20 protein-coding genes are annotated in these 25,022 nt (G+C 60.7%); 12 read left to right on the top strand and 8 right to left on the bottom strand.

The genetic code is table 11. From position 1 onward, the window contains the following. The 6 genes from folK to thpR form a co-directional block, all read right to left on the bottom strand. A complete protein-coding gene (gene folK / locus ACJ8HB_RS21010; protein WP_033635916.1) occupies positions 1-501 on the bottom strand; it encodes a 2-amino-4-hydroxy-6-hydroxymethyldihydropteridine diphosphokinase in 501 nt (166 codons plus the stop codon). Continuing rightward, complete coding sequence (pcnB, locus tag ACJ8HB_RS21005; protein ID WP_071883846.1) at positions 501-2,048, bottom strand: polynucleotide adenylyltransferase PcnB; 1,548 nt, start codon at positions 2,046-2,048, stop codon at positions 501-503. Before pcnB ends, folK begins: the two co-directional genes overlap by 1 nt. A gap of 61 nt (positions 2,049-2,109) precedes the next feature. Further along, positions 2,110-3,021: a tRNA glutamyl-Q(34) synthetase GluQRS gene (gene gluQRS, locus ACJ8HB_RS21000; RefSeq protein ID WP_047570569.1), complete on the bottom strand. Its 912-nt coding sequence runs from the start codon at positions 3,019-3,021 to the stop codon at positions 2,110-2,112. A gap of 72 nt (positions 3,022-3,093) precedes the next feature. Next, positions 3,094-3,549, bottom strand: coding sequence for an RNA polymerase-binding protein DksA (gene dksA, locus ACJ8HB_RS20995; RefSeq protein WP_004937569.1), 456 nt, complete (start codon positions 3,547-3,549; stop codon positions 3,094-3,096). A gap of 183 nt (positions 3,550-3,732) precedes the next feature. Continuing rightward, positions 3,733-4,440, bottom strand: a complete 708-nt coding sequence (gene sfsA / locus ACJ8HB_RS20990; RefSeq protein WP_004937572.1) for a DNA/RNA nuclease SfsA — start codon at positions 4,438-4,440, stop codon at positions 3,733-3,735. Continuing rightward, positions 4,437-4,979, bottom strand: coding sequence for an RNA 2',3'-cyclic phosphodiesterase (thpR, locus tag ACJ8HB_RS20985; RefSeq protein WP_033649609.1), 543 nt, complete (start codon positions 4,977-4,979; stop codon positions 4,437-4,439). Before thpR ends, sfsA begins: the two co-directional genes overlap by 4 nt. 189 nt (positions 4,980-5,168) lie before the next feature. Between thpR and hrpB the strand changes: the two genes are divergently transcribed. From hrpB to ACJ8HB_RS20950, 7 genes are all read left to right on the top strand, one after another. Continuing rightward, complete coding sequence (hrpB, locus tag ACJ8HB_RS20980) at positions 5,169-7,607, top strand: ATP-dependent helicase HrpB (RefSeq protein WP_170943495.1); 2,439 nt, start codon at positions 5,169-5,171, stop codon at positions 7,605-7,607. Between the two features lie 118 nt (positions 7,608-7,725). Continuing rightward, positions 7,726-10,218: a bifunctional glycosyl transferase/transpeptidase gene (gene mrcB, locus ACJ8HB_RS20975; RefSeq protein WP_094860150.1), complete on the top strand. Its 2,493-nt coding sequence runs from the start codon at positions 7,726-7,728 to the stop codon at positions 10,216-10,218. Positions 10,219-10,469: 251 nt separating this feature from the next. Then, on the top strand, positions 10,470-12,668 hold the full coding sequence (gene fhuA / locus ACJ8HB_RS20970; protein WP_094860149.1) for a ferrichrome porin FhuA: 2,199 nt from the start codon (positions 10,470-10,472) through the stop codon (positions 12,666-12,668). A 47-nt stretch (positions 12,669-12,715) separates the two neighbouring features. Continuing rightward, positions 12,716-13,513: a Fe3+-hydroxamate ABC transporter ATP-binding protein FhuC gene (gene fhuC / locus ACJ8HB_RS20965; protein ID WP_033654689.1), complete on the top strand. Its 798-nt coding sequence runs from the start codon at positions 12,716-12,718 to the stop codon at positions 13,511-13,513. Beyond that, positions 13,513-14,421 (top strand): Fe(3+)-hydroxamate ABC transporter substrate-binding protein FhuD, encoded by a 909-nt coding sequence (gene fhuD, locus ACJ8HB_RS20960; protein WP_047570580.1) that lies wholly within the window; start codon positions 13,513-13,515, stop codon positions 14,419-14,421. The genes fhuC and fhuD overlap by 1 nt, the downstream gene beginning before the upstream one ends. Next, positions 14,418-16,406 carry a Fe(3+)-hydroxamate ABC transporter permease FhuB gene (gene fhuB / locus ACJ8HB_RS20955; protein ID WP_047570582.1) on the top strand — a complete coding sequence of 663 codons (1,989 nt, stop codon included), beginning with the start codon at positions 14,418-14,420 and terminating at the stop codon, positions 16,404-16,406. The genes fhuD and fhuB overlap by 4 nt, the downstream gene beginning before the upstream one ends. A gap of 311 nt (positions 16,407-16,717) precedes the next feature. Next, a complete protein-coding gene (locus ACJ8HB_RS20950; protein WP_039567912.1) occupies positions 16,718-16,870 on the top strand; it encodes a Hok/Gef family protein in 153 nt (50 codons plus the stop codon). A gap of 124 nt (positions 16,871-16,994) precedes the next feature. Here the strand turns inward: ACJ8HB_RS20950 and metK are convergent, their stop codons facing one another. Beyond that, complete coding sequence (gene metK / locus ACJ8HB_RS20945; RefSeq protein WP_033654692.1) at positions 16,995-18,149, bottom strand: methionine adenosyltransferase; 1,155 nt, start codon at positions 18,147-18,149, stop codon at positions 16,995-16,997. Positions 18,150-19,058: 909 nt separating this feature from the next. Between metK and speA the strand changes: the two genes are divergently transcribed. The 3 genes from speA to ACJ8HB_RS20930 all read left to right on the top strand — a co-directional run bounded on the left by speA (position 19,059) and on the right by ACJ8HB_RS20930 (position 22,639). Beyond that, positions 19,059-21,035, top strand: coding sequence for a biosynthetic arginine decarboxylase (gene speA, locus ACJ8HB_RS20940; protein ID WP_047570584.1), 1,977 nt, complete (start codon positions 19,059-19,061; stop codon positions 21,033-21,035). 195 nt (positions 21,036-21,230) lie between these two features. Then, positions 21,231-22,151 carry an agmatinase gene (gene speB / locus ACJ8HB_RS20935; RefSeq protein ID WP_004937606.1) on the top strand — a complete coding sequence of 307 codons (921 nt, stop codon included), beginning with the start codon at positions 21,231-21,233 and terminating at the stop codon, positions 22,149-22,151. A 335-nt stretch (positions 22,152-22,486) separates the two neighbouring features. Then, positions 22,487-22,639 carry a Hok/Gef family protein gene (locus tag ACJ8HB_RS20930; RefSeq protein ID WP_033638576.1) on the top strand — a complete coding sequence of 51 codons (153 nt, stop codon included), beginning with the start codon at positions 22,487-22,489 and terminating at the stop codon, positions 22,637-22,639. Between the two features lie 109 nt (positions 22,640-22,748). On the opposite strand, the gene ACJ8HB_RS20925 is transcribed toward ACJ8HB_RS20930, so the two are convergent. Beyond that, positions 22,749-23,990, bottom strand: coding sequence for an MFS transporter (locus tag ACJ8HB_RS20925; protein ID WP_047570586.1), 1,242 nt, complete (start codon positions 23,988-23,990; stop codon positions 22,749-22,751). A 398-nt stretch (positions 23,991-24,388) separates the two neighbouring features. Here ACJ8HB_RS20925 and ACJ8HB_RS20920 point away from each other — a divergent pair, with 398 nt between their 5' ends. Both ACJ8HB_RS20920 and ACJ8HB_RS20915 read left to right on the top strand, forming a co-directional pair. Beyond that, a complete protein-coding gene (locus ACJ8HB_RS20920) occupies positions 24,389-24,706 on the top strand; it encodes a non-heme iron oxygenase ferredoxin subunit (protein ID WP_004937614.1) in 318 nt (105 codons plus the stop codon). A 2-nt stretch (positions 24,707-24,708) separates the two neighbouring features. Further along, on the top strand, positions 24,709-25,017 hold the full coding sequence (locus tag ACJ8HB_RS20915) for a recombinase-like helix-turn-helix domain-containing protein (protein WP_004937617.1): 309 nt from the start codon (positions 24,709-24,711) through the stop codon (positions 25,015-25,017). Positions 25,018-25,022: the final 5 nt, after the last annotated feature.

The following is a 25,022-nucleotide window of genomic DNA, read 5'->3' as shown; positions in this document are numbered from 1 at the left end:
TCAGGACTTGGGCTGTGGTTGATGCCACAGCGCCATGCCGTTTTCCGGCACGCGCTTGAGGCAGCTGGCGAGCGGCTCGCCATCGGGGAAAATCAGATCGGGAGCGATTTCCGCCAGCGGGTAGAGCATGAATTCGCGCTCTTTCAGGCCGTAATGCGGCACCGTCAGGCGCTCGGTATGGATCACCTTGTCGCCGTACAGCATGATGTCCAGATCGAGCGTGCGCGGCCCCCAGCGTTCATCCTTGCGCACGCGCCCCTGATTGCGTTCTATCGCCTGGGTATGGTCGAGCAGCTGTTCGGGCGGCAACAGGGTATCCAGCGCCACCACCGCGTTGAGAAAGTCCGGCTGGTTTTGCGGCCCCAGCGGCTTGGTGCGGTAAAACGAAGAACAGGTGACCAGCCGGGAGCGCGGGAGATGCTCCAGCGCCTCCAGTGCGGCTTTAACCTGTTGCAGCGGCTGCGCCAGGTTGCTGCCCAGCGCGATATAAACGCGGATCATTATGCCCCTTCTTTACGCGGTGCCCGGCGGCGAGGGCGGCGTTGACGCGCGCGGCGCGGAGCCGGATCGTCCCCCAGGGTGCTCAGCATGGCTTTCTGCCGCGCCGGCGTGGCGTCCTGGAACTCGCCCCACCACTCGGCCAGACGCAGCATTTCCTGATTGTCTTCCACTTCCGCACGCAGCGCCAGCAGATCATAGGCGGCGCGGAATTTCGGGTGTTCCATCAGCTTGTGCGCGCGTTTGCCCTGGCGGCGGGACAGGCGCAGCTGCAGCTGCCAGATATCGCGTACCAGCGTGGTAATGCGTTTCGGGATGGCCAGCGAGCGGCACTGCTCGTCGAGTACGTCGTTCATCGCCAGCGCGAAGGCGTCGTAGTAGGCCAGGCCGCTTTCCTGCGCCAGCTTCTGCGCGTGCTCCAGCAGCGGGTACCACAGCATGGCGGCAAACAGGAACGCCGGGTTGACGCGCATGTCGTTCTGCAGGCGGTGATCGGTGTTCTTCAACACCTGCACCAGAATGCGCTCCATCGGCGTATCGTGGTTCGGCGTGAAGTTGCGGGCGATCAGCGGGAACAGCGGTTGGAACAGCTGGTATTCGCACAGCTTCAGGTAGGTCTGGAAACCGTAACCGGCCTGCAGCAGCTTGAGGGATTCTTCGAACAGGCGCGCCGGCGGGATCTCATGCAGCAGCGAGGCCAGGCGCGGGATCGGCTCGGCGGTCTCTTCGCTGATGCGCATATCCAGCTTGGCGGCGAAGCGCACCGCGCGCAGCATGCGCACCGGATCTTCGCGGTAGCGGGTTTCCGGATCGCCGATCAGGCGAATCACGCCCTGTTTCAGATCGTTCAGGCCGCCGACGTAATCGCGCAGGGTGAAATCCGCCACGCCGTAGTACAGGCTGTTGATGGTGAAGTCACGGCGCTGGGCGTCTTCCTCGATCGAACCGAAGATGTTGTCACGCAGCAGCATGCCGTTTTGCGCCTGCTGAGACGAGTTCTTGTCGGATTCCGGGTTCTGTTCGTGGTGGCCGCGGAAGGTGGCCACTTCGATGATTTCCGGCCCGAACATCACGTGTGCCAGGCGGAAGCGCCGGCCGACCAGGCGGCAGTTGCGGAACAGCTTGCGCACTTGCTCCGGCGTGGCGTTGGTGGTGATGTCGAAGTCTTTCGGCTTTTTGCCGAGCAACAGATCGCGCACGCCGCCGCCGACCAGATAGGCTTCGTAGCCGGACTTGTTCAGGCGGTAAAGCACTTTCAGCGCATTTTCGCTGATGTCTTTGCGGGAAATCGAGTGCTGTTCGCGCGGGATCACGGTCATCGAGTCGTTGCTCTCGGCGAGGGGGAAAGGCGGACGCTTGCGCGGCGTTGAGCGGCGGGCAGGGGCGTTGTTGCCGTTGTCGGCGGCGCGCGGCTGCGGCGCAGGGCGGCTTGGCGCCGCGGCACGCTCTTCGCGGACTACGTTTTTATCGCCGGCCGCCGCGTCGTCGCGGGGCAGCTTGTCATCGCGGGTCAGTACCTTACGACAGAAGTTGGCTACTCGGGTAAAAATGGTACACCTCGATAGTGACTGATAAAAATGGAGCTAACAAAAAATAGCGGCTAATCATAGCTCACCATGGCTCCTTTGAGAATGCCGGCGTGTTTTCATCCAGAGGGATAGCCTCCTGACGCGGCACGTTTTCCAACCGCCAATGTGCGACCGCCCAGCTCAATAATAATGGCAGGTCAAGATCTTGCCAGCTTTCCGGCAGCGGTTGGCGCAGAAATTTCAGCGCGGCGATCAGCACCGGGCGCGGATCGCCTGCGGGCAACGCCGGCGCATGATTTTGCTTCGACAGCTTGATGCCGTTGGCGCCCAGCGCCAGCGGCAGATGCACATAGGCGGGCACCGGCGCCTGCAGCTGGCGGTAGAGGGCAATTTGACGCACCGTCGGTTCGATCAGATCGGCGCCGCGCACAATCTCGGTCACGCCCTGAAAATGGTCGTCGATCACCACCGCCAGGTTGTAGGCGAACAGTCCGTCGCGACGGCGAATGATAAAGTCCTCCCCCGCCAGCGCCGGATCGGCGTGCAATTCTCCCTGCAGGCGATCGTGGAACCCGTAAACGGGCGCGGTCTGGCGCAAGCGGATGGCGGCGCCCTGCGGGCCGAGTTGCAAATCGCGGCAGTGGCCGTCGTACAATCCGCCGATGTGCTGGATGCGGCTGCGGGTGCAGGTGCAGTAATAGCTGAGCCCCTGACGCTGCAACAGATCCAGCGCGGCGCGATAGGCGTCGTGACGTTGGGATTGATAGATGACCTGGCCGTCCCAGTGGAGACCATAATGTTCCAGCGCGGACAGGATGCGAGCGGCGGCGCCGGGGACTTCGCGCGGCGGGTCGATATCTTCGATGCGAACCAGCCACTGCCCGCGTTGGGCGCGAGCCTGAAGGTAGCTTCCCAGAGCGGCAATCAGCGAACCGAAATGCAGATCCCCGGAAGGCGATGGGGCAAAGCGCCCCACATAATGACTTTCTTGCATATCAGAGGGGAGTGGTTCCCTTTTCTCTGTGCGGCGCACGCGGGTGCGCACGCCGCAGCGGTAACAACGGTATTAGCCGGCCATCTGCTTTTCGCGGATCTCAGCCAGCGTCTTGCAGTCGATGCACAGATCGGCGGTCGGACGCGCTTCGAGGCGACGAATGCCGATCTCCACGCCGCAAGATTCGCAGTAGCCGAAATCATCGTCTTCCACTTTCTTCAGCGTTTTCTCGATCTTTTTGATCAGTTTGCGTTCACGGTCACGGTTACGCAGTTCAAGGCTGAACTCTTCTTCCTGAGTAGCACGGTCGGCCGGATCAGGGAAGTTGGCTGCCTCTTCTTGCATATGCGATACAGTACGGTCCACTTCGTCCCTGAGCTGGTTGCGCCACGCTTCAAGAATGCGCTTGAAATGCGACAACTGGGCGTCGTTCATGTACTCTTCGCCCGGCTTCTCTTGGTACGGCTCCACCCCAGCGATGGCGAGAATGCTCAAGGACGAGGTTTTACGGTTTTGCCCTTCTTGCATGTTGCTTCTCCTACATACACACGCACTATCGAATCCCCAATGCGGGGGAAAAACAGGCCGCTATAAATAACAGAAGGAAGGTAGGTTGGCAATTATTCCTGTCGCCCGCTTGACAATCGTGTGAAGGAGGGCGTATTTGGCGATCGTGCTGGCCGGTTGTCTATTTATAGGGACCCGACCGCGCTAATCGATAAAAAACGGCAGCTTATCGCAGAGATAAATACCGTCAGGTGATAACTTTGCCCCGTAGCAAACCACTTCCACTCCCAACTGCCGGACCTGTGCCAACAGCGCCGCATAGCGCTCATCTATATGATGTGCCGGTGCGACCTGCTCAATACCGCTGTGTAACACGGCAAAGAACAACACCGCCCGTTGCCCGCTTTCAACCACGCTGAGCAACTCACGCAGGTGCTTTTGCCCTCTGAGCGTTACCGCATCAGGAAAGTAACCACGTTGTTGTTGCAGTAATGTGACTGACTTAACTTCAATATAGCAGTTAACCCGATTTTCTGCCTGTAATAACAAATCGATACGGCTGTTTTCACCGCCGTATTTCACTTCGCCGCTGATTTTACTGTAACCGGATAATTCATTGATTAAATTGTGTTCGATCGCCTCGCGTACCAGCGCGTTGGCACGCAGGGTATTGACGCAGATCCAGTGCCCCTGTTGGGTATGGGTCAGTTCCCAGCTGTGGGCGTATTTGCGCTTGGGGTTGTCCGACGTGGAGTACCAAACGGTGTCGCCGGGCGTGGCGCAGCCGGTCATGGCGCCGGTATTGGCGCAGTGCAGCGTAAAGGTTTCCCCTTCCGGGGTAATCACGTCCGCCAGAAAGCGTTTGTAACGTTTTATCAGCGTGGCGGAACGCAGCGGTGGAGAGAAAATCATGCGGATGCCTGCGTGGCCAGCGGCCACTGTTCGAGGTGTTGGTAACGGGTGCGCCCGTTTTCGAACACCGACTCATACAAGGAAAAGGCGTCGGCGCTGAACGCCCAGCCCGGCGTCGCCGGCGGGATCGCCACCGGCTGGGTGGCGGCGCGCAGCAGCGTGATGTGCGGATGGAACGGCAACGCGCTTTGATGGCAGCCGCTGCGGGCGGCCTGCGAACGCAGCAGTTCGGCCAGTTGCAATAGCCCGCGCGGCGCGCGGCGGGTGCCGAGCCAGACCACGCCGGGGCGCGGCCAATGGCCGAGATCGTCGAGCCGCATGCTGAAGCCGGGTTGCACGATGCGGCCGGCCAGTTTGCGCAGCGCCAGCTCTTTCTGCGCGGTGACTTCGCCGAGAAACGCCAGCGTCAGGTGCAAATTAGCCGCCGCCACCGGCCGGCCGGCCTCCGGCGCAAACGCCTCGGCGCGCCAGCGGATCACCTGCTGTTGCAGGGCATCAGGCAAGGACAGGGCGAAAAACAGGCGGCGCGAATTGGACATGGGGGCTCGGTAAATAATGACAAATCCGTCAGGAACAGATTTGAATGCGGCTTGCAGCGGCCTCGCGCGAAGCGGGACGCCTGGACGAGCTCCGTACTATAGCTAACGGCGCCGCAGTTTGAAAGGCTACGGGGGCAAAGCTAATGCTACACTGTACGCCGTTTAACGTTAACCACCACGGAGAGTTCAGTGTCTTCATTGCCCGTCAGCGCGGTGCTTGATGAGTTGCTGGCTGCGTTGCAGTCCGCTCCTCAGGTACTGTTGCACGCCCCGACCGGCGCCGGTAAATCCACCTGGTTGCCGCTGCAGATCCTGGCTAAGGCCGGGTTGCCGGGGCGCATTATCATGCTGGAGCCGCGGCGGCTGGCGGCGAAAAACGTCGCTTATCGCCTGGCGCAGCAACTGGGGGAGGAGCCCGGCCAGACCGTGGGCTACCGCATGCGCGCCGAGAGTAAAAGCGGGCCGCAGACCCGGCTGGAAGTGGTGACGGAAGGCATTCTCACCCGCATGCTGCAGCAGGACCCCGAGCTGCAGGGCGTGTCGCTGGTGATCCTCGATGAGTTCCACGAACGCAGCCTGCAGGCCGATCTGGCGCTGGCGCTGCTGCTCGACGTGCAGCAAGGGCTGCGCGACGATCTGAAACTGCTGATCATGTCGGCCACCTTGGACAACGCGCGCCTGTCGCAGCTGCTGCCGGCAGCGCCGGTGGTGGTGTCCGAGGGGCGCAGCTTCCCGGTTGAGCGTCTGTATCAGCCGTTGGCCAGCCATCAGCGGCTGGAGGATGGCGTAGCGGCGGCGGTGAAGCGCCTGCTGGCCGAACAGCCGGGGTCTTTGCTGCTGTTCCTGCCGGGCGTGGCGGAGATCAATCGGGTGCTGGAGCGATTGACCGGCGAGGTGGCGAGCGATACCGATCTTTGCCCGCTGTATGGCGCGCTGCCTCTGGCGCAGCAGCAAAAAGCGATTCAGCCGGCGGCGGTTGGCCGCCGCAAGGTGGTGCTGGCAACCAACATCGCTGAAACCAGCCTGACGATCGAGGGCATTCGGCTGGTGGTGGACAGCGGCCTGGAACGCGTGGCGCGTTTCGACGTGCGCAACGGTTTGACGCGGCTGGCGACGCAGCGCATCAGTCAGGCTTCGATGGTGCAGCGCGCCGGGCGCGCCGGGCGTCTGGAGCCGGGCATTTGCTGGCATCTGTTCGCCAAAGAACAGGCGGAGCGCGCGGCGGAACACGCCGAACCGGACATTTTACAGAGCGATCTCACCGGCTTTTGGCTCGAGTTGCTGCAGTGGGGTTGCCACGACCCGGCGCAGCTGACCTGGCTGGATGCGCCTCCTGCCGCCGCATTGGCGGCGGCCAGGGCGCTGTTGCACCGGCTGGGGGCCACGGATGACGGTGGCAAACTTACCGCACCGGGGCGCCAGATGGCCGCGCTGGGATGCGAGCCGCGGCTGGCGGCGATGCTGACCGCCGGCGCGGCGCTGAGTGCCGACGGCCTGGCGACGGCGGCGTTGCTGGCGGCATTGCTGGAAGAACCGCCGCGCGGCGGGCAGATGGATATCGGCTACTGGCTGAGCCGCCCGCAACCGAACTGGCGGCAGCGTGCCGCGCAGTTTGCCAAACGCCTGCCGCAACGTGCGGGGCAAGTCGACGTCGATCTGGCGCCGCGCCTGTTGGCGCCGGCGTTTACCGATCGCATCGCCCAGCGGCGAGGCCAGGACGGCCGCTACCTGCTGGCCAACGGCATGGGGGCGGCGATGAATCAGGATGAGGCGCTGTCGCGCGCGCCCTGGCTCATCGTCCCCAGCCTGTTGCAGGGCCACAACAGCCCCGATGCGCGCATCCTGTTGGCGCTGCCGGTGGACATCGACGCGCTGGCGGCGCAGCTGCCGGCGATCGTCACGCAACGCACGGCGGTGGAGTGGGATGACGAGAAGGGCACGCTGCGCGCCTGGAAGCGCCAGCAGATCGGCCGTCTGACGCTGCGCGCCCAGCCGCTGGCCAAACCGGCGGACGAAGAGCTGCAGCAGGCGCTGCTCGATTGGGTGCGTGCGCAGGGGCTGGCGGTGCTCAACTGGGAGGGCGCAGCCGAACAATTGCGGGTGCGCCTGCAGTGCGCGCAAGCCTGGTTGCCGGAGGCGGAATGGCCGGCGATGGATGAAGAGCCGCTGCTGGCGGCGCTGGAGCAGTGGCTGTTGCCGTCGCTGAATGGCGTGCGCGATCTGCGCGGCTTGAAGCAGGTCAACATCGCCGAGGCGCTGTCCCGCCTGCTGGACTGGCAGCAAAAGCAGCGGCTGGATAATGCGCTACCCACTCATTACACTGTGCCGACCGGCAGCCGCCTGCCGATCCGTTATGAGGCCGGTAAACCGCCGGCGTTGGCGGTGCGTTTGCAGGAGGTGTTCGGTGAGCAGCGCAGCCCGATGTTGGCGGAGGGTCGCATCCCGGTGGTGCTTGAGTTACTCTCACCGGCGCACCGGCCGTTGCAAATCACCGGCGATCTGGCGGCCTTCTGGCAAGGCGCCTACCGCGAGGTGCAAAAAGAGATGAAGGGCCGCTACCCGAAACACGTTTGGCCGGACGATCCGGCCACGGCGGTACCGACGCGCCGAACGAAGAAATATCAGTAGGCCGCGATCATTCAAGGTTTGGAATTCAGATGTTTCTTCTGGTCAGCGCTGCGGCGTAGGCACAGATTAAGCGACTAATCATGGCCGGCAGTGTCGGCAAGCTCGGAGAACAACAGCCATGGCTGGGGATGACCGCGAGCCCATCGGGCGCAAAGGAAAACAACCAAAAAACACCGCGTCGCGCAAGCCGCCGCGCCGTCGCCGAGACGACGATTATGACGATTACGAAGAAGACGAGTATGACGATGATGAGTATGAAGAGGAGGAGGAACGCATGCCGCGTAAGGTAAAAGCGACTCCGCCGCGTAAAAAACGCCGCTGGCTCAGCCTGATTATCAAACTGATCCTGGTGATCGCCGTCCTGTTGGCGATCTACGGCGTCTATCTGGATTCCCAGATCCGCAGCCGCATCGACGGCAAAGTCTGGCAGCTGCCGGCGGCAGTGTACGGCCGCATGGTCAACCTGGAACCGGGCATGCCGTACAGCAAGAAGGAAATGGTCAACCTGCTGGAAGGCATGCAGTATCGCCAGGTCAGCCGCATGACGCGTCCGGGCGAGTTTACCGTGCAGGCTAACAGCATCGAGATGCTGCGCCGCCCGTTCGATTTCCCGGATGGTAAAGAAGGGCAGATCCGCGCCCGTCTCGATTTCCAGAACAACCGTCTGGCTAAGATCGAAAACCTGGACAGCGGCCGCAGCTTCGGCTTCTTCCGCCTCGATCCGCGCCTGATCACCATGCTGCAGTCGCCAAACGGTGAACAGCGTCTGTTCGTGCCGCGCGCCGGTTTCCCGGATCTGTTGGTGGATACGCTGATCGCCACGGAAGACCGCCACTTCTATGAGCATGACGGCATCAGCCCGTATTCCATCGGCCGTGCGGTGCTGGCCAACCTGACCGCCGGCCGTGCGGTGCAGGGTGGCAGTACCCTGACGCAGCAGCTGGTGAAGAACCTGTTCCTGACCAACGAACGCTCGCTGTGGCGTAAGGCCAACGAAGCCTATATGGCGCTGCTGGTCGATTACCGTTACAGCAAGGACCGCATTTTGGAGCTGTATCTGAACGAGGTGTACCTCGGCCAGAGCGGCAGCGACCAGATCCGCGGTTTCCCGTTGGCCAGCCTGTACTACTTCGGCCGTCCGGTGGACGAGCTGAGCCTCGATCAGCAGGCGCTGCTGGTCGGCATGGTCAAGGGCGCGTCGCTGTATAACCCGTGGCGTAACCCGAAACTGGCGCTGGAACGCCGCAATCTGGTGCTCAAGCTGCTGCAGAACCAGGGCGTGATCGACGGCGAGCTGTATGACATGCTGAGCGCGCGTCCGCTGGGCGTGCAGCCGAAAGGCGGCGTCATTACGCCACAGCCGGCCTTTATGCAGATGGTGCGTCAGGAGCTGCAGACCAGGCTGGGCGATAAGGTGAATGATCTGTCCGGCGTGAAGATTTTCACCACGCTGGATCCGGTGTCGCAAGACGCGGCGGAAAAAGCGGTCGAAGACGGCATCCCGGCGCTGCGCGCTGCGCGTCACGTGCAGGATCTGGAAGCGGCGATGGTGATCGTCGATCGCTTCAGCGGTGAAGTGCGCGCCATGGTCGGCGGCGCCAATCCGCAGTTCGCCGGTTTCAACCGCGCCATGCAGGCGCGCCGCCTGGTCGGCTCGCTGGCCAAGCCGCCGACGTACCTGACCGCGCTGTCCGAACCGGATAAATACCGCCTCAACACCTGGCTGGCGGATGCGCCGCTGTCGCTGAAACAGCCGAACGGCGCCGTCTGGCAGCCGAACAACTATGATCGCAAATTCCGCGGTCAGGTGATGCTGGTGGATGCGTTGGCCAACTCGCTGAACGTGCCGACGGTGAACCTTGGCCTGTCGGTGGGGCTGGATCAGATCAGCGCCACGCTGCAACGTCTGGGCATCCCGAAAGCGGAGATCAACCCGGTGCCTTCGATGCTGCTGGGCGCGATCGGCCTGACGCCGATGGAAGTCGCGCAGGAGTACCAGACCATCGCCAGCGGCGGTAATCGTGCGCCGCTGTCGGCGGTGCGTTCGGTGATCGCCGAAGACGGCACGGTGCTGTACCAGAGCTTCCCGCAGGCCGAACGCATGGTGCCGGCGCAGGCCGCTTACCTGACGCTGTACGCGATGCAGCAAGGCGTGGCGCGCGGGACGTCCCGCTCGCTGTCGGTGAAGTTCCCGAACTACAACCTGGCGGCGAAAACCGGTACCACCAACGATCTGCGCGACAGCTGGTTCGCCGGCATCGACGGCAAGGAAGTGGCGATCGCCTGGGTGGGGCGCGACAACAACGGCCCGGCCAAGCTGACCGGCGCCAACGGCGCGTTGACCCTGTATCGTCGTTATCTGGAAAACCAGACGCCGCTGCCGCTGATGCTGCAGCCGCCGGAAGGCATTAACCAGATGAGCATCGACTCTGCCGGCAACTTTATCTGCGGCGGCAGCAGCTGGCGCACCATCCCGGTCTGGACCGACAATCCGCAGGGGTTGTGCCAGGCCAGCCAGGCGGCGGTGCAGCAACAGCAGCAACCGGCGGCGGGTGAGCAAAAAGATGGCGATGGCGTCGCCGGCTGGATCAAGGATATGTTCGGCCAGTAATCGCTACCGGGGCGTCGGCCCCGGTGAAAATTTTTTCTTTGTTATTAAGCCCGTAACCTTGGTTGCGGGCTTTTTTATTTTTTCGCTCGTTTTATTTCCCTGTTAACCGCATGGCTAAGCGCCTAATCCTTAACCTATTTACCCCATGAATTCGGCTTGCAGTTTAATTTGGCTTCTGCATAAAATGCGACGCTTATAATAATTATTATCGTTTACATTCTTCATTTAATAATTCATCAGAGAAATCAACTATGCCGACCAAGCGTCTTTCGTCATCCGCGGCCAAGCAGGGCCGTACCCCCGTCAGCGCGTTAGCGATCACCGTCGCTGCGGCGTTGGGCACGCTGGCGATGCCAGCTTTTTCCGCCGACGCCAAGCCGGCCACCAAGGAAGACACGATTACCGTTGTGGGCGGCAGCAATACCGCCCAGCAGGAAAGCGCCTGGGGGCCGGTCGGCACCTATGTCGCCAAACGCAGCGCCACCGGCACCAAAACCGATACGCCAATCGAGAAGAACCCGCAGTCCGTTTCCGTAGTGACGCGTGAAGAGATGGACATGCGCCAGCCGGATACGGTGAAGGGCGCACTGGCCTATACGCCAGGTGTGATGATTGGGAATCGCGGTGCCTCCACCGCCTATGATGCAGTGAACATCCGTGGTTTCAGCTCGGTAGGTACCAATATGTATCTGGATGGCCTGAAACTGCAGGACGATAACTATTCGATTTATCAGATAGACCCTTACTTCCTTGAGCGAGCGGAAGTACTGCGCGGACCGTCTTCGGTATTGTACGGCAAAAGCAACCCTGGTGGGGTGGTCGCGCTGGTCAGTAAGCGGCCGACAACAGAGACGCTGCGCGAAGTTCAATTCAAAATGGGGACAGATAATCTGTTCCAGACCGGTTTTGACTTCAGTGACGCTTTGGATGATGCGGGGGTTTACTCATATCGTCTGACGGGGGTTGCGCGCGATGAAGATCAGCAGCAGGTTGGCGAGAAAAGTAAACGTTATGCTATTGCTCCTTCCTTCAGTTGGCGACCTGATGATCGCACTTCTTTGACTTTCCTCAGCAGCTTCCAGGATGATCCTAGCGTTGGCTTCTATGGCTGGTTGCCGAAAGAAGGTACGGTGCAAAATGGTATCAACGGTAAGTTACCGACCAGTTTCAACGATGGTGAGCCTGGCTATAACAACATTTCCCGCAAGCAGCAAATGGTCGGATATGCCTTTGAGCATAGTTTTGATGATGTTTGGACCGTGCGCCAAAACCTGCGTTATTCGAAAATGGATGTGGACTACCGTTCTATTTACGGCCTAGGCATTGATCCAGATAATTCAGCTGAGCTGAAGCGTGGCGTGATGAATTCCAAAGAGCATATGTCCAGCTTTGCGGTCGACACACAGGCACAGGCTAAATTTGCGACCGGGCAAGTTGACCATATCTTGTTGATGGGTGTGGATTATATGCGTATGCGCAATGATGTTGTTTATCAATATGGCAGTGCATCCAATCTGAATGTCATCGCTCCACAGTACGGCAATCGGAGCTATACCATTACCGGTGGTGCCAGTCAGGTTAACCGTCAGGAGCAGACCGGCCTGTATGTGCAAGATCAGGCTGAATGGAACAACTGGGTTCTGACGATGGGGGGGCGCTATGATTGGAGCGATACCAACAGCACCAATCGCCTGAACCAGAATTCCGTCTCTAAGCAGCAGGATAACCAGTTTACCGGCCGTGCTGGCTTGAACTATGTTTTCGAAAACGGCATCGCGCCTTATGTCAGCTACAGCGAATCGTTTGAGCCAACCTCAGGCACTGATTTTTCAGGTAATACGTTTGCTGCCTCTAAAGGCAAGCAGTATGAGGCTGGGGTTAAATACGCACCTAAGGATCGTCCGATCACCGCCAGTGTGGCGCTTTACCAGTTGACTAAAACCAACAATAAAGTGGCTGACTTAGAACATCCGTTCTTTAGCGTCCAGGGAGGGGAGGTCCGTTCTCGTGGGATTGAGTTGGAGGCGAAGGCGGCCTTGTCGGCTAACCTCAATCTGTTGGGCTCTTACACTTACACGGATGCTGAATATACTAAAGATACTTCGCTACAGGGGAATACACCTTCCGCTATCCCTAAACACATGGCTTCTCTGTGGGCGGATTACACCTTCCATGAAACTGCGATTAGCGGTGTGACCTTGGGTTCAGGCGTTCGCTATGTCGGCTCCAGCTATGGCGACGAGGCCAATACGTTTAAAGTGAAGGATTACACGGTGTTTGATGCCGCGATAAAATATGATCTGGCGCGTTTCAATTTGCCGGGTTCTTCGATTGGCATCAATGTGAACAACCTGTTTGATAAGGAATATGTCTCCAGCTGCTTTGCTACCTATGGCTGCTACTGGGGCGCAGAACGCCAGGTGGTCGCCACCGCAACCTTCCGTTTCTAACCGGATAGCCGGGGCGGCGCCGCGTCGCCCCGGACAAAGCAGGATCTATGCAGGACAAACTTCTTAATCCCGGCGCGACCTTCGCGCTGGATAACGCCAGCTTCGCCGTCCCCGGCCGGGTGCTGTTGCAACCGCTGTCGCTCAGTTTTCCCCAGGGCAAAGTCTGCGGCCTGATCGGCCATAACGGTTCCGGTAAATCCACCCTGTTGAAACTGCTCGGGCGGCATCATGCGCCCAGCGGTGGTCAGGTCTTGCTCAATCGGCAGCCGTTGGCGCAGTGGGACAGCAAATCCTTCGCCCGCCAGGTGGCCTACCTGCCGCAGCAGTTGCCGGCGGCGGAAGGCATGACGGTGCGCGAGCTGGTGGCCGTCGGCCGCTATCCGTGGCACGGCGCGCTAGGGCGTTTTGGCGCCAACGATCGCCAATTGGTGGAGGAGGCCATCGCGCTGGTAGGGCTGAAGCCGTTCGCCAACCGCCTGGTGGACAGCCTCTCCGGCGGCGAGCGCCAACGCGCCTGGCTGGCGATGATGGTGGCGCAGGACAGCCGCTGCCTGCTGCTTGACGAACCGACCTCGGCGCTGGACATCGCGCATCAGGTCGAGGTGCTGGCGCTGATCCAGCGCCTGAGCCGCGAACGCGATCTCACGGTGATCGCCGTGCTGCACGACATCAACATGGCGGCACGCTATTGCGACCATCTGGTGGCGCTGCGCGGCGGTGAAATGATCGCCCAGGGCGGCCCGTTGGAACTGATGCAGGGGCCGGTGCTGGAACAAATTTACGGTATTCCTATGGGCACGTTGCCGCACCCGAGCGGCGGCGCGCCGGTGAGTTTTGTCTACTGATGTCCTCTGCATTCACTTCTTCTCACGATCCGCTGCGCCGCCGTTTGTTGATGGCGCTGGCGCTGTCGCCGCTGTTGGGGTCGTTGCCCGGCCGAGCGGCGGATGCGCCGCCGGATATCGCCCGCGTTGCGGCGCTGGAATGGTTGCCGATCGAACTGCTGTTGGCATTGGGCGTGACGCCGCTGGCGGTGGCCGATGTGCATAACTACAACCTGTGGGTGGCGGAGCCGAAGCTGCCGGCGACGGTGGTCGACGTCGGCCAGCGCACCGAACCTAACCTCGAACTGCTGCAGCAGCTCCAGCCTTCGCTGGTGTTGCTGTCACAAGGCTATGGCCCGACGCCGCGAAAGATCCAACCCATCGCGCCAACCATGAGCTTCGGCTTCAACGACGGCAGCGGCAAACCGCTGACCGTCGCCCGCCAGTCACTGCTGGCGCTGGGGCAACGATTGGGCATAGAAAGCCGCGCGGTACAGCACCTGGCGCAGTTTGACCGCTTTATGCAGGACGCGCGTCAGCGCCTGCAAAGCTACACGCGGCAACCGCTGCTGCTGTTTTCACTGATCGACACGCGCCATGCGTTGATCATCGGCCAGAAAAGCCTGTTCCAGGAGGCGATGGATCAACTGGGCATCCGCAATGCCTGGCAGGAAGAAACCAATTTCTGGGGCACGGCGGTGGTGGGCATTGAACGGTTGGCTACGGTGCGTAACGCGCGGGTCATCTATCTCGATCACGGTAATCAGGCGATGATGGACAAGGTCAGCGCGACGCCGCTGTGGCAGTCGTTGCCCTTCGTGCGGCAAAACCAGTTGCGGCAGGTGCCGGCGGTGTGGTTCTACGGTGCCACGCTGTCGACGATGCGATTTTGCCGCCTGCTGGCGCAGGCTCAGGAGAGTGCGTCATGAGTTCGGGCATCCGGAAATTGCCGCTGACGCTGATCCTGCTGTTGCTGGCGGCGGCAGGTGGCCTGACGATATACAACCTGGCGCAGCAGCTGCCGCCGGCGCAATGGGCGCGGGCGCTCAGCGCGCCGGACATCGACGACGTGCGGCAAATGCTGTTCCATTACAGCCAACTACCGCGGTTGACGGTGTCGCTGTTGGCCGGCGCCGGTCTGGGGTTGGTCGGCGTGCTGTTCCAGCAGGTGTTGCGCAATCCGTTGGCGGAGCCGTCGACGCTCGGCGTGGCCGCCGGCGCGCAGCTCGGCCTGACCATCGCCACGCTGTGGGTGCTGCCGGGAGGTGAGTTTACTCGCCAGTTGGCCGCTATGGTGGGGGCTATCGTGGTGGGCGGGCTGGTGTTCGGCGTTGCCTGGGGCAAGCGGATGTCGCCGGTCACGCTGATTCTGGCCGGGCTGGTGCTGGGGCTGTATTGCGGCGCGGTCAACAGCCTGTTGGCGCTGTTTCATTACGATCAGCTGCAGGGCATGTTCCTGTGGGGCACCGGCGCGTTGAACCAACAGGACTGGAGCGCCGTGCAGTTCCTCCTGCCGCGTTTGCTGGTGGCTGGCCTGTTGGCGGCGCTGTTGCTGCGCCCGCTGACGCTGCTGGGGCTGGACGACGGTGTGGCGCGCAACCTGGGGTTAGGGCTGTCGATGGCGCGCTTCTGTGCTTTGGGGTTGGCCATCATCTTCAGCGCCATGTTGGTGAGCGCGGTGGGCGTTATCGGCTTTATCGGCCTGTTTGCACCGCTGATGGCGAAGATGCTGGGGGCTCGCCGCCTGGCGCACCGCATGATGCTGGCGCCGCTGCTGGGGGCGCTGTTGCTGTGGCTGACCGATCAGGTGATGCTCGGGGTAACGCAGGTGTGGCGCGAGATCCCGACCGGCGCGGCCACCGCGCTGTTCGGCGCGCCGCTGCTGCTGTGGCTGCTGCCGCGTTTGCGCAGCGCCGCCACGCCGCCGCCGATGAACCTCGGCGACAAGGTGCCTGCCGAACGCGGGAATCTGCCCGGCTGGATCCTGGTGGGCGGCCTCGTGCTGCTGATCGGCCTGGCGCTGGCGTTGATGCTGGGCAAAAATGCCGGCGGCTGGCACTGGAGCCTGGGCGCGGAACTGGACGCTCTGCTGCCGTGGCGCTGGCCGCGCGTGCTGTCGGCGCTGGCGGCGGGCATGATGCTGGCAGTCGCCGGCACGCTGATCCAGAAGTTGACCGGCAACCCGATGGCCAGCCCGGAAGTGTTGGGCATCAGCTCCGGCGCCGCTTTTGGCGTCGTGATGATGCTGTTTATGGTGCCGGGCGACGCCTTCGTGTGGCTGCTGCCCGCCGGCAGTCTGGGGGCGGCTGCTACGTTGCTGATCATCATGATCGCCGCAGGCCGCGGCGGTTTCTCGACCGAACGCATGCTGCTGGCCGGTATTGCGCTCAGCACCGCCTTTACCACCGTCATCTTCCTGCTGTTGGCCAGCGGCGATCCGCGTATGGGGGGCTTGCTGACCTGGCTCTCCGGTTCGACCTATTCGGTGGAGCCGGCGCAGGCGCTGCGCACCGCGCTGATCGCCGCCGGATTGCTGGTATTGGCGCCGCTGTGCCGCCGCTGGCTGACCATCCTGCCGCTTGGCGGCGCCACCGCCCGTTCGGTGGGCATTGCGCTGACGCCGGCGCGGTTGACCATTCTGTTGCTGGCTGCCACCCTGACCGCCATGGCGACCCTGACCGTAGGGCCGCTGAGCTTTGTCGGGCTGATGGCGCCGCATATGGCGCGCATGCTGGGCTTCCGCCGCGCGCTGCCGCAAATGGTGATCGCCGCGCTGCTGGGCGGCTTGCTGATGGTGTTTGCCGACTGGTGCGGACGGATGCTGCTGTTCCCGTATCAGATCCCCGCCGGGTTATTGGCGACCTTTATCGGTGCACCGTACTTCGTGTATCTGCTGCGTAAGCAGACCTCGTAAGCGGCGTCTCGGCTGCGTTTTCTCTGTCATCAAAGGCTCAGCGTCGCTGGGCCTTTTTTATTTTTCATGATGTTGCAAGGCGCTGCGAACGGATGCGCAAAAACGATATTGCGTGCGAAAAGGAACGCGAGGCGTGGCGGTGAGATGAATATACTGCGGGCGGGTGCTCTGGATCTTTGTCTCTGGAGCTTCTGCGAAAGGTACAAAGAGAAAAGCCCCGAGTCGATATTCATCAACCCGAGGCCTACTCTAACGCGTCACAACGTTAAGTTAGCCTCTTACCCGCCGCGAGGCAAGGAGAAGAAGGCATGATGCCGAACAAACGCAGCCCGTTAAAACTGGTGATTATTTGTGTCACTGTAATATCACTGGCATGGATAACCCGCAGCACGCTGTGTGAGCTGCGGATCCGAGCGGGCACTACGGAGGTTGCGGCCATTTTGGCTTACGAATCCGAACGGTAAGGCAACCCGGCGGCGGGGGCTTTGCCTCCGCTTGCCGGCAGTCGATGCGTTGATCCAAGAGCACCCATCCGCTCAAAAAAAAACGGCGAGCCAGGGCTCGCCGTTTTCATGTTGATGTCGGGGCTTATTTCAGGCCGGCGGCATCGCGCAGCAGCGCGGCTTTGTCGGTCGCTTCCCACGGGAAGTGCTCGCGGCCGAAGTGGCCGTAGGCAGCGGTTTCGCGGTAGATCGGCTGCAGCAGATCCATCATCTGGATCAGGCCATATGGGCGCAGATCGAAGAATTCGCGCACCAGCAGCGTCAGCTGTTCGGTTGGCACTTTCTCGGTACCGAAGGTTTCCACCATGATGGAGGTCGGTTCCGCTACGCCGATAGCGTAAGACACCTGGATTTCGCAACGATCGGCCAGGCCGGCGGCAACGATGTTTTTCGCCACGTAGCGTGCCGCGTAGGCCGCGGAACGGTCAACCTTAGACGGATCCTTACCGGAGAAGGCGCCGCCGCCGTGGCGCGCCATGCCGCCGTAGGTGTCGACGATGATCTTACGGCCGGTCAGGCCGCAGTCGCCCATCGGGCCGCCGATAACGAAACGGCCGGTCGGGTTGATGTGGTATTTGGTGCCCGCCGTCAGCCATTCCGCCGGCAGGACCGGTTTGATGATCTCTTCCATCACCGCTTCTTGCAGATCTTTCAGCGCGATGTCTTCGGAATGCTGGGTGGACAGCACCACGGCGTCGATGCCGACGATTTTGCCGTCGTCGTACTGGAAGGTCACCTGGCTCTTCGCGTCCGGACGCAGCCACGGTAGGGTGCCGTTTTTACGCACTTCGGACTGGCGCTGCACCAGACGGTGCGCGTAGGTCACAGGTGCCGGCATCAGCACGTCGGTTTCGTTGGTGGCGTAGCCAAACATCAAGCCCTGATCGCCGGCGCCCTGCTCGAGAGGATCGGTACGGTCAACGCCCTGATTGATATCCGGGGATTGTTTGCCGATGGCGCTCAATACTGCGCAGGAGTTGGCGTCAAAGCCCATGTCCGAATGAACGTAGCCGATCTCGCGCACGGTCTTGCGGGTGATCTCTTCGATATCGACCCAGGCGCTGGTGGTGATTTCACCGCCGACCAGTACCATACCGGTTTTCACGTAAGTTTCGCAGGCGACGCGCGCCTTCGGATCTTGTTCCAGGATGGCGTCGAGGACGGCATCGGAGATCTGATCGGCGATTTTATCGGGATGTCCTTCGGAGACGGATTCGGACGTGAAGAGGTGTTTAGCCATTGTGTTCTTTACCTTGCATAAGACGGGTTAGAAATTACTGCACAGCGCTGGAGATCCGGCATCAAAGCGAAGGGTCTTCCGCTGATGGCGCGAGATGCATCCTGCAACGCCCCTCAGGCAAAGCCGTTAAGCAGTTTATCAGTTAACCAGTATAGATGGATTAACATCTGGACGTCTATTTTAGGTCAGGGTTTAGCCAGATTGCCAGTAATTTTTTGCGCTTTCGCTCTTTTGCGCAAACGGGTTGGCGCCATTTTCATCGCTTGAAACAGTTTTCGGCGAATTTTCATTTTGCTTTTTCACCTGCTTACCGGTATAAACTGCGCGCGCGGTTCATTTGCTGCACAGTACGGCGGTCTTGAGTGGGGGAAGGCGCGATAAACTTCCGCTTTGCATTCGCCGCCGTTGCGCTATTATCCGTCGCAGGCGTTCGCCGTGAGCGCCGCCGCTTCATCGAACGGTCACGTTCTTACACTATTTTAGAGGCTGGGTCGTTCACTCCGAACGGCGCGCGTGGAGGTGGTTGGATTAATGATCCGTTGTCTACCGGTTGTTGGTTCCCAACAGCAGTGCCGTTCTGGCGCACATTCTTCTGCTATTTCCCGTCTTGTCTCTTTGTCACTTACCAGGTGCGATAAACACTTGGCCGCTACTCAGGATTCTCGGGCCGGTTAACGGTCGTCTGAAGAACTGAACAAGGGTAGCCTGCAGCCTTCCTGTGGGATGTTTCTTGGCCCGATTCACGAGGTTTGAACAGGGTGTCTTACAATTATATGAGTGATAAACCGATCGCTGACCGCGAACGGCGGTTCTCTTCGCTGCCGCCAGCGCGGCTTGTTGGGTTGTTCTCGCGGGTGGTAGCTGCGATAGTGGCTGACGGTTTCGTCAGTGCGGAATGTGAGGCGAACCATGTCTGATGATCTGTTGATTCACCGCCCGCCGGTTGCGGGCGAGTCTTTATCTTTGCGCTCCATGCAGGAGGTTGCCATGAATGATCGTAATGCCAGCAAGATGCTGCGTACTTATAACGTCGCCTACTGGGGCAACAATTACTATGACGTCAACGAGCTGGGCCATATCAGCGTGTGCCCGGACCCGGATGTCCCGCAGGCGCGCGTCGATCTGGCAGAACTGGTGAAAACGCGCCAGCAAGACGGCCAGCGTTTGCCTGCGCTGTTCTGCTTCCCGCAGATCCTTCAGCATCGCTTGCGTTCGATCAACGCCGCGTTCAAACGCGCGCGTGAGTCTTTCGGTTACCAGGGCGGCTATTTCCTGGTGTATCCGATCAAGGTAAACCAACATCGCCGCGTGATTGAGTCGCTGGTGAACTCCGGGGAACCGCTGGGGCTGGAAGCCGGCTCCAAGGCCGAGCTGATGGCGGTGCTGGCGCATGCCGGCATGACCCGCTCGGTGATCGTCTGTAACGGCTATAAAGATCGTGAATATATTCGCCTGGCGTTGATCGGCGAAAAACTGGGGCATAAGGTGTACCTGGTGATCGAGAAGATGTCCGAGATCAACCTGGTGCTGGAAGAGGCTGAGCGGCTGAACGTGGTGCCGCGCCTGGGCGTGCGTGCGCGCCTGGCGTCGCAGGGCTCCGGCAAATGGCAGTCGAGCGGCGGCGAAAAATCCAAGTTCGGTCTGGCGGCGGTGCAGGTGCTGAAGCTGGTGGAGACCCTGCGCGAAGCGGGCCGTCTCGACAGCCTGCAGCTGCTGCATTTCCACTTGGGCTCGCAGCTGGCCAACATTCGCGATATCGCCACCGGCGTGCGCGAATCGGCGCGCTTTTACGTTGAACTGCACAAGCTGGGCGTCAACATTCAGTGCTTTGACGTGGGCGGCGGCTTGGGCGTCGACTACGAAGGCACCCGCTCGCAGTCCGACTGCTCGGTGAACTACGGCCTGAACGAATACGCCAACAACGTGATTTGGGGTATCGGCGATGCCTGTAACGAACACGGCCTGCCGCACCCGACGGTGATCACCGAGTCCGGCCGCGCCGTGACCGCGCACCATACGGTGCTGGTTTCCAACGTGATCGGCGTCGAGCGCAACGAATTCAGCGAACCGTTGCCGCCGGAAGCGGACGCGCCGCGCGCGCTGGAAAGCATGTGGGAAACCTGGCTGGAAATGAACGAGCCGGAGAACCGCCGTTCGCTACGTGAATGGCTGCACGACAGCCAGATGGATCTGCACGACGTGCACACCCAATACGCGCACGGCATGCTGGATCTGACCAAGCGTGCCTGGGCCGAGCAGCTGTATCTGAACATCTGCAACAAGATCCAGCAGCAGCTCGATCCGAGCAACCGTGCGCACCGTCCAATCATCGACGAGCTGCAAGAGCGCATGGCGGACAAGTTCTACGTCAACTTCTCGCTGTTCCAGTCGATGCCGGATGCCTGGGGTATCGATCAGCTGTTCCCTGTGCTGCCGCTGGAAGGGCTGGATAAGCCGCCGGAAGGCCGTGCGGTGCTGCTCGACATCACCTGCGATTCCGACGGCACTATCGACCATTACGTCGACGGCGATGGCGTGGCGACCACCATGCCGATGCCGCCGTACGATCCGGAGAACCCGCCGGTGCTGGGCTTCTTCATGGTCGGCGCGTACCAGGAGATCCTCGGCAACATGCACAACCTGTTCGGCGACACCGCCTCGGTTGACGTGTACGTGTTCCCGGACGGCAGCGTCGAGACCGAGTTGTCCGACGAGGGCGACACCGTGGCGGACATGCTGGAGTACGTGCAGCTCGATCCGGGGGCGCTGCTGGCCAAGTTCCGCGATCAGGTCAAAGAAACCGATCTGGACAGCGAGCTGCAGGCGCAATTCCTGGAAGAGTTTGAAGCCGGCCTGTACGGCTACACGTATCTGGAAGACGAGTAACTGCCCTCTTCAGGGGGGCGATATCGGCCCCCTTGAAGCATGGATAAAATGCGGCCATAATCAGCCGTATCGGTAGCACCGAAACAAACATCGAACAAATCCCTTTCTCGTCGGGCTAACGACGCGGGAGGGATTTTTTTTTTGTAACGGCCCGGCGTCTGCGCCCGGCAACTTGTTGAACTACGAGGGTTTACTATGAGCACCTTAGGCCATCAGTCCGATAATTCATTAGTGTCCAACGCCTTTGGTTTCCTGCGCTTTCCGCTGAACTTCATGCCTTACGACAGCGATGCAGAGTGGGTCATCACCGGCATTCCGTTTGACATGGCGACCTCCGGTCGCGCCGGCGGCCGTCACGGCCCGGCGGCTATTCGTCAGGTGTCCACCAACCTGGCCTGGGAAGGCAACCGCTGGCCGTGGAGCTTCGATCTGCGCGATCGGCTGAACGTGGTTGACTGCGGCGATATCGTGTTCAACTTCGGCGACGCGCAAGACATGAGCGACAAGCTGCAGGCGCACGCGGAGAAACTGCTGAAGGCCGGTAAGCGCATGCTCTCGTTCGGCGGCGACCACTTCGTGACCCTGCCGCTGCTGCGCGCGCACGCCAAGCATTTCGGCAAGCTGGCGCTGGTGCACTTCGACGCCCACACCGATACCTACGCCAACGGCAGCAAGTTCGACCACGGCACCATGTTCTACCATGCCCCGAACGAAGGCTTGATCGATCCGCATCACTCGGTGCAGATCGGCATTCGTACCGAGTTCGATCATGACAACGGTTTTACCGTGCTGGACGCCGCGCAGGTGAACGATCGCAGCGTGGACGACCTGCTGACCCAGATCAAGGGCATCGTCGGCGATATGCCGGTGTATCTGACCTTCGACATCGACTGCCTGGATCCGGCGTTCGCACCGGGCACCGGCACGCCGGTGATCGGCGGCCTGACCTCCGATCGCGCGCTGAAGCTGGTGCGCGGCATGCAGTCGCTGAACATCGTCGGCATGGACGTGGTGGAAGTGGCGCCGGCTTATGACCAGTCCGAGATCACCGCGCTGGCCGCGGCGACCCTGGGCCTGGAGATGCTGTACCTGCAGGCGGCGAAGAAACACGCCTGACGCCAGGCCACTCTTCGCTGAAAAAGCGGCTCCCATCGTATGGAGCCGCTTTTTTTATTTCATTTGTCGCCATCCGCGCTGCCCTTTTCAGTCCGTTGCAACGCCTTTGCGCAATCCTGCGCAGAAATGAAACTGAGTCAGAGAAAAGGAAACGGGACAACGGAGAGGATGAATATACTGCGCGCGGGTGCTCTGGATCTTTGTATCTGGAGCCTGCGTGAAAGGTACAAAGAGAAAAGCCCCGAGTCGATATCCATCAACCCGAGGCCAACTCTAACGCCAGACAACGTTAAGTTAGCCTCTTACCCGCCGCGAGGCAAGGAGAAGAAGGCATGATGCCGAACAAACGGAGCCTGTTAAAATTGGTGGTTATTTGTGCCACGGTAATATCACTGGCATGGATAACTCGCAGCACGCTGTGTGAGCTGCGGATCCGATCGGGCAATACGGAGGTTGCGGCCATTTTGGCTTACGAATCCGAACGGTAAGGCAACCCGGCGACGGGGATGTTCCCCGTCTGCTGGCTGTTGGCGTCCAGATCCACGAGCACCCTCTCAACGCTTTCGGTTTTCCGCCGCACAGGGCAGAGAAACGGGTTTATGCCCGCTTCATCTGCTGTGCCAGCAACATGCGGCCAAACAGCGCGCCGCCCGCCAGCAGCGTCAGCAGCTGCGAGGCGATCAGCACTGCAAAGCCTGAAGACACCTTGCCCTGGCTGGCCATCACCATGCCCATCGCCATCGGCACAAACGCCGAGAACAGATTGCCGATGCCGTTGATCAGCCCATAGGCGCTGCCGACCGCCTCCGGCCGCGCATAATGTTGCAGCAGCGTGGGTATCGCCGCGCCCTGTGCCCCCCAACAGGCGTTGGCCGCCAGCAGGAAGAAGGCGATCCAGCCAAGCTGATGGCTGTGCATCACGCCATAAATGCACAGCGCGGTCGCTGCGCCGCCGCAGACGAAGATCAGCGGCGCCTGATAAGGGCGGATACGATCGAGCAATACGCCACCGAGGTATTTGGAGGCGATGCTGACGATGAAAGGCAGCGCGGCCATCCAGCCCATCTGTTTGATGGAAAAACCCTTTTCATCGGTCAGATACGCCGGCAGCCAGGCGCTGGAGCCCCACAGGTAGCTGAGCGTGGCGATCTCGATCAGCAGGATCCAGCCGAGCATCGGCGTGCGCCAGGCCAGTGCAAAGGTGCGCCAGACGCGGTTCAGCACCGGTTGCGGATCGGCAGGGCGTGAAGATGAGGATAAGGGGAGCGGGTGAACGAACAGCCGCACCAGCGCCAGCCCCAGCAGCAGGTTGAGCAGCGCCAGCAGGTGAAACGACATCGCCCAACCGAAGTGCGTCATCAGAAAACTCACCAGCGGAAAGCCGAGCACCAGCCCCAATGAAACGCCCAATGCGCTGACCGCGTTGGGCTTGCCGCGCTCGTCGGCGGCGAAATGATCGCCGATGTACATGGTCTTCAGCGAGAACAGCGGCCCCTCGCTGACGCCAAGCAGCGCACGCACCACGCACAGCAGCATCAGCGACCCCGCCAGCGGCGAGGCGGCGGTGAGCAGCGCCCACAGCACCACGCTCAGCGTCAGCGCGCGGCGGTAGCCCATCAGCGTTTCCAGAAACGGCGTCAGCAACATGGCGGACAGCCCGTAGCCGAGCAAAAACACCGTCATCAGCGTGCCCTGGTGAGCGCGGTCACCGCCAAGTTGGAAGTGTTGCAGGAAGTCGGGATTGACCAACATCACGGCGATATTGACCCGATCCGCATAGGCGATAACGATCAGAAACAGCAGGGCGATCACCCCAAACCAGCGTTGACGTTGTTGCACGGCGCGTTCCTCAGTGCGAGCGGTTGACGAATTCAGGCAGCAGTAAACTCACCCGAGGATGCCAGTTAGCGCAAACGCGGGGGATGAGGCTGATTGATGTAAATTTATTGTTATCAAATAGGGTGTGAAAGACAGAGAGAAAACACTTTTACGCGCAATGCGTCGTCGGAATCAACGCGTTTTTTGCCATAAATTAGCAGGGGAGCGCACAACTGACATAGGTTTTTCATATCGGTGCATTATTTCGTGATCCTTCCCGCATTTGTCATTTTTAAACAACCTTTCATTAACATTTGCCGTTCCGCTCGCTTGACGAAAGTTTCGCCATACTTATAGTGAATGTATTAAATAAGAAACTGAGTTTCATATATGAAACAATCAGATAGAGGATAAAAGCAATGAGCTGGAAGAATGTGTGCGAAGTGTCTCAGGTGAAAGAAGATTTTCCTTTTTCCGGCAAAGTGGAAGGAAAAGAGATCGGGGTATACCTGCTCGACGGTAACTACTACGCGCTGGAAGACGTCTGCCCGCATGCCTATGCCTTGCTCAGCCAGGGGTTTGTAGACGACGGCAAGGTTGAGTGCCCGCTGCACGAAGCGCTGTTTGACGTGCGCACCGGCCAGTGCCTGCGCGAGCCGGGCGGCCGCGATCTGCAAACCTATCCCACCCGGGTGGTCGACAACCAAATCCAGATCACCTTTATCGCGGAGGAGTAATCATGCAGCACATCACCGATTTCAATCCCTGGCTGCCGGACACCCAACAGGTGACGCCGGCCCGCGAAGGCGGCAACGGTCAAATCCATCAGCCGGGCCAGTTCCGCAATGTCATCTGGCAAAACCGCGCCCGGGTGCCGGACGGTTTCGAAACCGCCCTGGTGGCGGCGCTGGAAACGATCTTCGATCAGGGCGCGGAAGAGCTGGAGCAGATCGTCAGCGCGCTGAATCAGCGCCGCCTGTTCGATCGCAGCGGCCAACCGTGGAATGAGGCGACGTTCCGCGAATTCCTTCACGTTAACGGTTTCTGAGCCAC

Source organism: Serratia sp. CY27727 (assembly GCF_052169275.1).
In the GTDB taxonomy this organism is placed as follows: domain Bacteria; phylum Pseudomonadota; class Gammaproteobacteria; order Enterobacterales; family Enterobacteriaceae; genus Serratia; species Serratia sarumanii.
The sequence above is the reverse complement of the archived record's forward strand: the minus strand, read 5'-3'. Positions and strand labels throughout refer to the sequence as shown.